The 12459-nt window shown below is 39.0% G+C and carries 11 protein-coding genes; 4 read left to right on the top strand and 7 right to left on the bottom strand.

What is annotated here, in order from left to right:
• Positions 1–314: 314 nt before the first annotated feature.
• From gyrA to dnaA, 7 genes are all read right to left on the bottom strand, one after another.
• Positions 315–2840 carry a DNA gyrase subunit A gene (gene gyrA, locus TY15_RS21805; protein ID WP_040206644.1) on the bottom strand — a complete coding sequence of 842 codons (2526 nt, stop codon included), beginning with the start codon at positions 2838–2840 and terminating at the stop codon, positions 315–317.
• Between the two features lie 22 nt (positions 2841–2862).
• Positions 2863–4782 carry a DNA topoisomerase (ATP-hydrolyzing) subunit B gene (gene gyrB, locus TY15_RS21800; protein WP_040206701.1) on the bottom strand — a complete coding sequence of 640 codons (1920 nt, stop codon included), beginning with the start codon at positions 4780–4782 and terminating at the stop codon, positions 2863–2865.
• An 81-nt stretch (positions 4783–4863) separates the two neighbouring features.
• On the bottom strand, positions 4864–5112 hold the full coding sequence (gene remB / locus TY15_RS21795) for an extracellular matrix regulator RemB (RefSeq protein ID WP_040206645.1): 249 nt from the start codon (positions 5110–5112) through the stop codon (positions 4864–4866).
• A gap of 8 nt (positions 5113–5120) precedes the next feature.
• Positions 5121–6239 carry a DNA replication/repair protein RecF gene (gene recF, locus TY15_RS21790; RefSeq protein WP_040206646.1) on the bottom strand — a complete coding sequence of 373 codons (1119 nt, stop codon included), beginning with the start codon at positions 6237–6239 and terminating at the stop codon, positions 5121–5123.
• A gap of 19 nt (positions 6240–6258) precedes the next feature.
• Positions 6259–6483, bottom strand: a complete 225-nt coding sequence (yaaA, locus tag TY15_RS21785; protein ID WP_392391457.1) for a S4 domain-containing protein YaaA — start codon at positions 6481–6483, stop codon at positions 6259–6261.
• Positions 6484–6697: 214 nt separating this feature from the next.
• The gene (gene dnaN, locus TY15_RS21780; RefSeq protein ID WP_040206650.1) at positions 6698–7834 is read right to left on the bottom strand and encodes a DNA polymerase III subunit beta; all 1137 of its coding nucleotides are present in this window, start codon (positions 7832–7834) and stop codon (positions 6698–6700) included.
• Between the two features lie 277 nt (positions 7835–8111).
• Positions 8112–9458 carry a chromosomal replication initiator protein DnaA gene (gene dnaA, locus TY15_RS21775; protein WP_040206652.1) on the bottom strand — a complete coding sequence of 449 codons (1347 nt, stop codon included), beginning with the start codon at positions 9456–9458 and terminating at the stop codon, positions 8112–8114.
• A 742-nt stretch (positions 9459–10200) separates the two neighbouring features.
• On the opposite strand from dnaA, the gene rpmH reads away from it, so the two are divergent.
• The 4 genes from rpmH (at position 10201) to jag (ending at position 12349) form a co-directional block, all read left to right on the top strand.
• On the top strand, positions 10201–10335 hold the full coding sequence (rpmH, locus tag TY15_RS21770) for a 50S ribosomal protein L34 (RefSeq protein ID WP_007084526.1): 135 nt from the start codon (positions 10201–10203) through the stop codon (positions 10333–10335).
• 73 nt (positions 10336–10408) lie between these two features.
• Complete coding sequence (rnpA, locus tag TY15_RS21765) at positions 10409–10753, top strand: ribonuclease P protein component (protein WP_040206656.1); 345 nt, start codon at positions 10409–10411, stop codon at positions 10751–10753.
• A gap of 196 nt (positions 10754–10949) precedes the next feature.
• Positions 10950–11723, top strand: a complete 774-nt coding sequence (spoIIIJ, locus tag TY15_RS21760) for a YidC family membrane integrase SpoIIIJ (protein ID WP_040206658.1) — start codon at positions 10950–10952, stop codon at positions 11721–11723.
• Positions 11720–12349, top strand: a complete 630-nt coding sequence (gene jag, locus TY15_RS21755; RefSeq protein WP_040206660.1) for an RNA-binding cell elongation regulator Jag/EloR — start codon at positions 11720–11722, stop codon at positions 12347–12349. The genes spoIIIJ and jag overlap by 4 nt, the downstream gene beginning before the upstream one ends.
• The last annotated feature ends 110 nt before the right edge of the window (positions 12350–12459 follow it).

Here is a 12459-nt window from a genome sequence, read left to right as displayed (position 1 = left end):
AGCAAATTTCTCAATCACCCGTAAGCGACTTAATTAATATACCATCTATATAAAATAGAGTCAACAATTTTTTAATATTTATTATTAGTATATTAGAAACCCTTTGTAGACTTAAATGATTATAGCAGTACGGTTCTTTTGAAAACCATATTTTTTAAAGTGTTTACTCCGCAATAATATTTACATAACCATAAGAAAAGCCCCAGGCGCCCGTATTCGGCACCTGGAGCTGGACATTTCTCTAAGTCAAAACTTATAAATTCTTATCTTTTAAAAAAGGAGCACACGGCTGTATGCTCCTTCTCCACAAACTATTACTCTTCACCCTCTGGAATGCCACCATCTTGATTTTCATCAAGCGTAGTCTCATCTCCCACAGTAGGATCCGTTTCTATACCTTCTTCGTCCTCTTTTTCAACCTGCGCAACAGTTGCCACAAACTCATTTTCACTTTCCTTCATACTAATGAGTTTGACACCTTGCGTGTTTCGACCCATTTTTGAAATGGCCGCTACATCAATTCGAATGAGGACGCCGCCTGTTGTAATAAGCATAAGGTCTTCTTCACCAGTTACAGCCCGTACCGAAACAAGTTCACCGTTTTTCTCGGTCACATGGCAGGTCTTGATTCCTTTACCGCCACGACCTTGGATACGGTATTCATCGGCAGGGGTACGTTTACCATAACCATTTTTCGTTACAATCAGAACGTCACTATCTTCTTCAAGAACCTCCATACCGACTACTTCATCATCAGAGTCAAGAGTAATCCCTTTAACACCTGTGGCCGTCCGTCCCATGGATCTGACATCTGTCTCAGGGAAATGAATTAACATCCCTTTTTTCGTACCAATCACCATCTTCTTACTTCCATCCGTTAACCGAACGGAAATAAGTTCGTCGCCTTCACGTAAACCCAACGCAATTAAGCCGTTATTCCGAATATGGGCAAACGAAGATAATGGAGATCGTTTAGAGATACCTTCTTTTGTAGTAAAGAATAAATACCAATCATCCACAAAGTCCTCAACTGGAATAATTGCATTTACCCATTCTCCCTTTTCGACACCAAGGAGATTGATAATTGGAATCCCTTTAGCTGTTCGGCTGAATTCTGGTATTTCATACCCTTTAGAACGGTAAACCTTCCCTTTATTAGTGAAGAAGAGAATGGTGTCATGAGTAGATGTCGTAATTAAATGCTCAACGAAATCATCTTCATTCGTTCCCATTCCTTGAATCCCACGACCGCCACGTCTTTGAGCGCGATATGTTGAAACAGGGAGACGCTTCACATAGCCGTTATGGGTTAGTGAAATGACAATATTTTCACGAGGAATTAAATCCTCATCTTCAATATTTTCAAGTCCACCTGTAACAATTTCTGTACGGCGTTTATCATTGAAGCGGTCTTTAATTTCAAGTAATTCCTCACGGATAATTTCAAGGATTTTTTCCTCATCAGCTAAAATAGCCTTTAATTCAGCAATAAGCTTCATAAGTGTTTGATACTCATCCTCAATTTTCTCCCGTTCCAATCCTGTTAAACGCTGTAATCGCATATCAAGAATTGCCTGGGCTTGCTTTTCTGACAAGCTAAACTGAGTCATTAAGCCTTCACGGGCAATATCTGTGGTTTGTGAGTTTCGAATAAGGGTAATAACGGCATCTAAATTGTCTAAAGCAATTCGTAAACCTTCTAAGATATGGGCACGTGCTTCTGCTTTACGCAATTCAAACTCTGTTCTGCGCCGAATTACCACTTTTTGATGATCTAAATAATGAACCAAACATTGCTTAAGGTTTAACACCTTCGGATGCCCGTTAACAAGGGCTAGTGTATTGACTCCGAAACTTGTTTGCAGAGCCGTTTGTTTATATAAATTATTTAAAAGAACATTTGCATTGGCATCCTTACGGACCTCAATCACAATTCGCATCCCTTTACGATCGGATTCATCTCTCAGGTCTGTAATGCCTTCAATTTTCTTATCACGGGCTAATTCAGCAATCTTTTCAACCAATCTTGCTTTATTTACTTGATATGGCAATTCATTAACAATGATGACTTCTTTACCGTTTGATTTTTGTTCAATGACTACCTTCGCACGTAGCGTAATCGATCCTCTGCCGGTTTCATATGCTTTACGAATCCCGCTTCGACCAAGAATTAATCCCCCTGTAGGGAAATCTGGCCCCGGAATGATTTCCATCAGCTCTGGAATAGTAATTTCAGGATCATGGGTGACAGCTAAAACTCCATCAATAATTTCGCCAAGCTGGTGCGGAGGAATATTTGTCGCCATTCCAACAGCAATTCCAGTTGTTCCGTTGACTAAGAGGTTAGGAAATCGCGCTGGTAAAACAACCGGTTCTCTTTCTTCACCATCATAGTTATCTTGATAATCAATGGTATCTTTGTTTAAATCTCTTAATAATTCCATTGAGATTTTCGACATTCTCGATTCTGTATAACGCATCGCTGCTGCAGAGTCACCGTCAACAGATCCAAAATTTCCATGACCATCGACAAGCATATAACGGTAATTGAAATCCTGTGCCATCCGAACCATTGTTTCGTATACGGCAGAATCACCATGCGGATGATATTTACCAATAACATCGCCAACAATACGTGCCGATTTTTTATACGGTTTATCCGAATGAATTCCAAGATCATGCATCGCATATAAAATACGGCGATGCACTGGCTTAAGGCCGTCACGAACATCTGGTAGAGCACGAGAAACAATAACACTCATCGCGTAGTCAAGAAAGGAAGATTTCATCTCCTGACTAATATTAATTTCTTTTATTTGTTGATTGGGGGTTTCAGACATATTAATTACCTCCCTCCGCCTTTTATATATCTAAATTCTTAACATATTGTGCATTTGCTTCAATGAAGTTACGACGTGGTTCTACCTTCTCACCCATTAGCATATCAAAGGTTTCGTCCGCCTCTATTGCATCTTCAAGACTAACCTGAAGCATACTTCTTCTCTCAGGGTCCATCGTTGTTTCCCATAATTGTTCAGGGTTCATCTCACCTAAACCTTTATAGCGTTGGATATTAGGCTTTGGTGAAGCCGGCAGCATCGCAAAAATCCGTTCAAGTTCTTTGTTATCATAAGCATACTCAATCCGCTTTCCTTGCTGCACTTTATAAAGCGGCGGCTGAGCAATGTAAATATAACCCGCTTCTAAAATTTTTCTCATAAAACGATAAAAGAACGTTAAGAGGAGCGTCCGAATATGGGCACCATCCACGTCGGCATCCGTCATAATCACAATTTTATGGTAACGTGCCTTGGCGATATCAAAATCTTCACCGATTCCAGTTCCAATTGCGGTAATCATGGCTCGAACTTCATTGTTAGAGAGAATCCTATCTAAACGTGCTTTTTCAACATTCAGGATTTTTCCACGCAGTGGTAAAATCGCTTGGAAATGGCGATCACGTCCTTGCTTAGCCGACCCGCCCGCGGAATCACCCTCAACGATATACATTTCACTTTCAGCTGGATCCTTTGAAGAGCAGTCTGCTAATTTACCAGGTAAACTAGACACCTCTAACGCACTTTTGCGTCGCGTTAATTCTCTAGCTTTCTTAGCTGCAAGTCTTGCACGAGCTGCCATTAAGCCTTTTTCGACAATTTTCTTAGCAACAGAAGGATTTTCCATCATGAATTTATCAAAGGTGCTGGCAAAAACGGTATCAGTAATTGCCCGAACTTCAGAATTACCTAGCTTAGTCTTCGTTTGTCCTTCAAATTGTGGGTCAGGGTGTTTGATCGAGACAATCGCTGTAATTCCTTCTCGTACATCTTCCCCGGAAAGATTTGTATCATTTTCTTTGATTATGCCATTTTTTCGCGCATAATCATTGATAACCCTAGTTAAAGCTGTTTTAAAGCCGGATTCATGTGTCCCACCTTCATAGGTGTGGATATTATTTGCAAATGAGTAAATGTTATCTGTATAGCCTTCGTTATATTGGAGGGCAACTTCAACACTTATTCCGTCACGCTCTCCCTCCATGTAAATCGGTTCATCGTGAATGACTTCCTTTGTCCGATTTAAATGCTCTACATACGATTTAATACCACCCTCATAGTGGTATTCATTTCGTTTATCTTCAACCCGCATATCTTCAATCGTAATTTTTATGCCGCGATTAAGAAATGCTAGCTCGCGAAGTCGCGTGGCTAGAATATCATACTCGTATACGAGTGTTTCCGTAAAAATTTCACCATCTGGTTTAAAATGAGTAATTGTACCAGTTTTATCGGTTGTTCCAATCACTTCTAACTCTTGAACAACAGCGCCTCGTTCAAATTTGATCGAGTGGATTTTTCCATCAAGGTGAACATAAACCTCAAGCTCTGTTGAGAGGGCATTTACAACGGATGCACCTACTCCATGAAGTCCTCCGGAAACCTTGTAGCCTCCACCGCCAAATTTACCACCAGCGTGAAGAACGGTCATGATGACTTCAACAGCCGGTCTGCCCATTTTTTCTTGAATGCCAACCGGGATTCCACGACCATTATCCTTTACCGTAATGCTATTGTCTTTTTCGATGATGACATTAATTTCGTTACAGTAACCTGCCAATGCTTCATCAATACTGTTATCCACTATTTCCCAAACAAGATGATGGAGTCCTTTACCACTTGTTGACCCAATGTACATCCCAGGTCTTTTCCGAACGGCTTCAAGTCCCTCAAGAACTTGAATCTGATCGGCACCATATGTCTCTTCTACTGCTTTTTGTTCCATAGTCATACTTGTTCACCTGCACCTTCTGACAAAAATATCTCAATATTTTCGCGGTTAAAAACCATAAGCAAAACCTTTATATTAAAATTCGTGTATATTCATTTGACTTGAACGTTTCTTTAATGTTCCTGAAGCAATTGGGGATAGGTATACATTGTCATATGTAATAATGACTGATTTAAAGGGGTTTTTGGACAAGTTAATTAATTTCTCACGTTGGTGCTTTAAAAATTCCTCAACAAGTGGAGACTGATTTGCACTCTCTTTATCTAAAATGGATATAATATCCTTCGCCCTAATGTTTAGATCTTCCCCGATGTGAATATACATGACTCACCTCAATTAACTTTCTTTATTACGCCAGATTCAACTACATACGTGGATGCTTCCTTTAGTGTTTGATGGTCAATCCCTTCGACACTTGTGGTGGTCACAAACGTTTGTACTTTCCCTTGAATCGTATTAAGTAAGTGGGATTGTCTGTAATCATCCAACTCCGATAAAACATCATCAAGAAGTAAAATGGGATATTCCCCAATTTCATTATGGATTAATTCAATTTCTGCCAGTTTGACAGAAAGGGCGGTTGTTCGTTGCTGCCCTTGCGATCCATAGGTTTGAACGTCCCTGCCATTGACAAAAAACAGCAAATCATCACGATGGGGACCAAATAGAGTCGTACCGCGCTCCATTTCCCTTGTTCTAAGCTTATTAAATTTTTCCTCGTATCTTTCTATCATCTTCGACAAATCTTGATCTTCTAATACCTCGACGGAAGGCTTATAGGTAATTTCAAGTGTTTCCAAACCACGGGAAATTCCCTGATGAATGGGCTTGGCCCAATTCTCAAGCAATCTTAAAAATTCAAACCGCTTCTTCACAATTTTGACAGCCAGTTGGATAAATTGTTCCGTTAAAACCTCGAGCATCGTCGGATCTGTTTGTTTTTTTATTTGCATCATTTTCAAATAATGATTTCGTTGTTGCAGTATTTTATGGTATTGACTCATATCATGTAGATAGATAGGGGATACCTGGCCGATTTCCATATCAATAAATCGTCTTCGCACCTGTGGGCTGCCCTTGACAATGTTGAGATCCTCCGGTGCAAACATGACCACGTTCATATTTCCGACATATTGACTTAATTTTTGCTGTTCAATATGATTCAATCTCGCCTTTTTACCCTTTTTAGAAATGACTAATTGCAATGGTAAGGGGCCATGCTGCTTTTGAACCCTACCCTCTATTTTAGCATACTCCTGGTCCCAACGAATAAGTTCTTTATCATTGGATGTACGGTGAGACTTAGCCATAGCTAAAACATAGATGGATTCCATCACATTTGTTTTCCCTTGTGCATTTTCACCTAAGATCACATTGACCTTATTTTCAAATTCGACAAATAACTCTCCATAGTTCCGATAATTCGCTAACGACAATTTTTCTATATACATGGGAATCGCATCATCCTTTTTACTCGGTAATGACAAATTCCCCAAAGCCAGCAATTTGGACTTTGTCACCCACGCGAAGCTTTCTTCCTCTTCTTTGGTCTTGCTCGCCATTTATGAATATCTCATGTTCACTTAAAAACCATTTTGCCATTCCACCCGATTGAATAACATCGGCCAGTTTTAAAAATTGTCCTAATGTAATGTATTCGGTATTTAGCATGATTTTTTCAGGCACTATTTTCATCCTCATTTCTAAAAATGGTTCCAATACTTTATTTTACTAAAAAAATTGATTAGACACAAAGGAAACTCGAAAAAAGAACACAGAAGGGGACATAAAGCCAAATTTCTTAAAAAAATGTGCTTACGTCTTCTTCATCAGATGTTCTGCTTCCGGTCCCTGATTACAATAAGAAAGCCACCAGTTGTATGGTGGCATATAGCACTCACTTGGAAAATTAATACGTTCTTACAGGTAAAATAAGCTGTAGGATCGTTTCATCATGAAGGGGACGAATAACGAAAGGACGCATAGCCCCAGTAAAACTTACGTTTATATCTGTCCCTTCTAATGCTTTTAAGGCATCCATCATATATTTAGCACTAAAGGAGATCTTTAGGTCTTCACCCTCGATAGATTGGCTTTGAATTTCTTCGACTACTTTCCCAACTTCGGGCGTATTTGATGAAATTTCAATGCTTCCACCCTCAATGATCGAAAACTTGACGACATTATTTCTTCCTTCACGCGCTAATAACGATGCACGATCAATTGCATGGAGGAATTCCTTTGTATTAACCGTTACAGCCGTTTTACTTTCATTTGGAATTAATCTCGATGTATCAGGATAATTACCCTCTAATAATCTTGAGAAAAATAATAAGTGCTTGGCTTTAAATAAAATTTGGTTTTCTGTAATCACAATATCGATTGGTTCATTTGTGTCATCAATGATTTTATTTAACTCATTCAAACTCTTGCCCGGAATAACGACATTATAGTTCTCATGATTGTCTGTTTCGATTTTAGCTTTTCTTAATGCAAGGCGATGGCTATCTGTTGCAATACAGATTAATTCATCGTTTTCAATCTTCCAGTTTACACCTGTCAAGATGGGGCGTGTTTCTGAGGTGGACACTGCAAAATGTGTTTGTCGAATCATTGCTTTTAATAAATCAGTGGCAATGTGAAATTTATTATTTTCTTCAATCTGTGGAAGATGTGGGTATTCCTCTGCATCAAGTCCATTTAAATTAAACTCAGACTTTCCTGAGCGAATCACGGTTTGTAACGAACCTAAAACCTCAATCTCTACTGAATCCGTAGGGAGTTTTTTAACAATCTCGCTAAAGAATTTCGCTTGAAGGACAATGGCTCCTGATTGTTTAATTTCCACAATCTCATGTCCTGCATCCTCTTTTGGGATAAATGATTCAATCGAAATATCGGAGTCACTTCCTGTTAAGGTAACTCCTTCACTTGTAGCAGCAATTTTGATTCCCGTTAAGATAGGAATGGTCGTTCGTGATGTGACGGCTTTCATTACATCTTGGACACTTTGAACAAGGCGATCGCGCTGGATGATAAATTTCATCAGATTAATCCTCCGTTTTATGCATATTTTTTAATCACTAACATATAATAATATTTTTTATAAAAACAGTAGAAGTACTAGTAGGGCCTGTTAGTATGTGGATAACCTCGTTTTTACAATAGAAACACAGCCTATCCACATGTGGACAGACTGTGTATAGATGGGAAGAAGTTATTCACAATTTTAACAATCAAATGGAGTCAGGGAACGGTATTTTTAGAAAGTGACCGGTCCAGCTTCCAGTGAGATAGAGATTTTGCTCATTGCACTTCCACTTTTATATTTTTAACAACTCATGCAATTCCTTCATTTGCTTTTGCAAGGTGGAATCTGTCTGGAGCAGCTTCGAGATTTTTTCATGGGCATGGATCACGGTAGTATGATCACGACCGCCAAATTCCTCTCCTATTTTTGGCAAGGAGTAGTCGGTCAATTCACGTGATAAATACATGGCAATTTGCCGCGGAAAAGCAACAGACTTTGTCCGTTTTTTCGCTTTGAAATCCTCTAATTTAATACTGTAATGCTCTCCGACAAGCTTTTGAATTTCATGAATCGTAATGACCTTCGGTTTTGAGCTAGGAATAATATCCTTTAACGCTTCTGCGGCAAGATCCGCATTAATATCTTTATTAATTAAAGAAGAGTAGGCAACCACTCGGATTAGCGCCCCTTCTAGTTCACGAATATTGGAGTCAATCTGATTGGCAATGTACAACATGACTTCATTTGGTATATCCAAACCTTCTGCTTTTGCTTTCTTGCGAAGGATGGCAATTCTTGTCTCTAAATCTGGCGGAGTAATATCGGTAATCAGTCCCCATTCAAAGCGGGAACGGAGCCTGTCCTCAAGTGTAGGAATTTCCCTTGGCGGTCGATCACTTGAGATAATAATTTGTTTACTTTCCTCATGAAGGGCATTAAAAGTATGGAAAAATTCTTCCTGGGTGGATTCTTTTCCGGCCAGGAACTGAATATCATCAATCAGTAAGATATCGACATTTCGATATTTATTGCGAAAATTCTCTGCCTTGTTATCACGAATGGAGTTAATAAACTCATTGGTAAATTTTTCAGATGATAAATAGACCACCTTTGCAGCCGGATTATGATCGAGGACATAATGGCCGATCGCGTGCATTAAGTGTGTCTTTCCCAATCCTACGCCTCCATAAATAAAGAGGGGATTGTAGGCTTTGGCTGGAGCTTCAGCTACCGCAAGTGAGGCGGCATGGGCAAAGCGGTTGCCTGAACCAATAACGAATGTATCAAAGGTATATTTCTGATTCAAAATACCTTGTGGAAATTCTCCATGATCATCGTCTCTTTTTACTTTTTTAGGCGGTAAATGCATGTCATTTTCGGCTTCATTTTGGTTTTGCGGAATAATAAACTTTACAGATAGCTCTTCTCCGGTAATTTCATAGAGAATCCCAGAGATCAACTGAGAATAACGCTCTTCTAGCCAATCACGCGCAAATTCATTGGGAGCGGTTATGACAAGCAGGTCACCTTGAAGGGAATGGGCCTTTGTCGACTTAAGCCATGTGTCGAAGCTAGGCTTGCTTATCTTTTTCTCAATGTTGGCCAGCGCTGCATTCCAAAGATCCGCAATATTTTCCAACTAGTATCCCTCCTTTTTACTTTAATAAAACAATTTATCGTAACTGCACTCGCATTTTTTTCTGTCTAACTCCAAAAAAATATTTTTCTTCCGGAATATTCTCTTCGCAACCGGATCACCTATATGTCTAAAGTTCCGTGAAAAAACGTGGATTATACCAGCAGTACAACCTATTAATTTATAAATATACGAAACAGTGGTTGTGGAAAACTTATAATAAGGAAATAATGTGGAGTTTCGACAATATCCACCGCTTGTGGACAAGTTTTTACAGAATGCTAGGATAAACTATCCACACGTTATCCACAGTTTGTGGATAACACATTATCTGAGATGAAGTTATTCAGAGTGAAAACACAAATATAATATCAAATTATCGCTGTAGTTGCAATGCCTTTTCGTAGCTTATCCACAACTATAACATTATGTGCATAAATATTGTCCACAAGTAGTAAGTTTGTGCAAAACCTGTCAATATCTTGTGTGGATAATAAAAAACTGTCGAAAAAATTATCCACAGCCAGAAAAGAGGAGTGCCTGGAGCGGAATGAACAGACAAACATACATATAGACTTTCCTATGATTAGAATTTCTAAAATGGATAAGAACATGTTCGAAAAAAATTGGAAATAAGGAATAATATTTGGAGAGTTGTTGACAATTGTAGATAGACGTCTTTATAATAAGTAAGACTGTCAATTAAGTTTTAACTTGATAGCTATTCCTCAGGGAGGTGTCATATATGAAAAGAACGTATCAACCAAATAAACGTAAACATAGTAAAGTTCACGGTTTCCGCAGTCGTATGAGCTCAGCAAATGGCCGTAAGGTTCTTGCTCGCCGTCGTCTAAAGGGAAGAAAAGTATTATCAGCTTAGACCACTGAACAGTCAGTGGTCTTTTTTCTCATCTGAGTGAATTTTCATATCAATAAGAGAAGGAGTTTTTTTTATGAAAAAAGAATTCCGAATTAAGAAAAACAAAGAATTTCAGACGGCATTTCAAAAGGGACGCTCCTTTGCCAACCGCCAGTTTGTTGTCTATAGCGTCGAGAAAGACGACCAGGATTTTTTTCGAATTGGACTGTCTGTAAGCAAGAAGATTGGTAATGCTGTAACTAGAAATAGAATCAAGAGATATGTAAGACAAGCCATTTTTGAACTGAACGATCAATTAACCTCAGGGAATGACTATGTTATTATTGCGAGGAAGCCCACAGCCGAAATGGACTTTTTTGAAGTAAAAAAAAGCCTAACCCATGTGTTAAAAGTAGGGAAAGTCCTCAAAAGAAACTAAATTTCCGTAATTAGTCAAAATATTATCGCTTTCTAAAGACAAATAATTTAAAAAAATGATAAAATGGATAGCGAAAGTGCTTACAGAATGGCTCCTTAAGGATTGGTAATAGATAGTTTTTTTATAAAAAAATAAATAGATACATAAAAGGTGTACCACCCTTTTCATTCTATAGTACGCAAGGAGGAAAATTTGGTTGAAAAAACGAATATTGCTTTCGTTCGGCCTGCTTTCTGTGTTCTTATTTTTAACAGGCTGCAGTGAAATAAAGAAGCCGATCACATCAGAGAGTTCAGGTTTTTGGAATGAATACATTGTCTATCCGCTTTCATGGGTGATTAAAGAAGGTGCCCACATACTTGGAGGAAGCTACGGGTTAGCCCTTATTGTGGTAACGATTTTAATCCGTTTAGCTCTTTTGCCACTCATGATCAAACAAACAAGAAGCTCAAAGGCGATGCAGGCATTACAGCCGGAAATGAAGGCGCTTCGCGAAAAGTATAGTTCAAAAGATCAAAAAACACAGCAAAAGCTGCAACAGGAAACGATGGCACTTTTTTCAAAGCACGGTGTTAATCCGATGGCTGGTTGTTTTCCATTAATCGTGCAAATGCCGATTTTAATTGGTTTTTATCATGCGATCTCAAGAACAAGAGAAATCGCCTCTGATAGCTTTTTATGGTTTGACCTTGGTGAGAAAGATCCTTATTACATCTTGCCAATCGTCGCTGGGATCACAACCTTCATCCAGCAAAAAATTATGATGGCCGGTCAACAGGCGAATCCACAAATGGCCATGATGACCTGGATGATGCCGATTATGATTGTTTTCTTTGCGTTTAGTTTCCCTGCAGCTCTTTCGTTATATTGGGTTGTCGGAAATGTATTTATGATTGTACAAACGTATTTTATTAAAGGGCCGGATTTAAGGTCACAAGCATCCGGTAATGCGGGAGGAGCAAAAAAGTGAAACAGGTAACTGCTACAGGACAAACTGTCGAAGAAGCAGTAGAATCAGCTTTAGCTCAATTACAGACAACAAAAGACCGCACAGATGTAGATATTATTGACGAAGGCAAAAAAGGGATATTTGGTATTTTTGGTTCTCGTCCAGCTGTTGTCAAGGTTACAGTGATTATTGACCCAATTGAAGAAGCGAAGAAATTCCTCACTCAAGTAAGTGAACAAATGGGAGCACCCGCAGAAATAGAAATCAAGCGGGAAGGTAAACAGGTTACCTTTGTGATGTCAGGAGAAAAGATTGCTCTTTTAATTGGGAAAAGAGGCCAAACACTAAATTCACTGCAATATTTGACCCAGCTTGTCATTAATCGATATGCCACACATTATTTAAATGTGATTTTGGACGCAGAGGATTACCGAAACCGAAGAAGTGAAACGCTTATTCAATTAGCGCATCGTCTGGCTGGCAAGGCAGTGAAGTCCGGAAAAGACGTGGCTTTAGAACCGATGCCGTCCTATGAGCGTAAAGTAATTCATACCGCTTTAGCCGAAAACAAACGTGTTAAAACCTTTTCTGATGGAGCTGAACCACACAGATTTATTGTGATCACTCCTGTAAGAAGAAGCGTTTAAAACCATAGAACCGATGCCAAAAGGACATCCTATTTTTATAGGGTGTCTTTTTGTATGTTAAAGTTCATTGCTGATTGGAGTGGCAGGTGCGTTTCGCGTTATTGTTATTC

It is taken from the genome of Neobacillus jeddahensis (assembly GCF_000612625.1).
GTDB classification, from domain to species: Bacteria; Bacillota; Bacilli; order Bacillales; family Cytobacillaceae; genus Neobacillus; species Neobacillus jeddahensis.
Note: the sequence above shows the minus strand (reverse complement) of the source record. Positions and strands in the feature narration are given on the sequence as shown.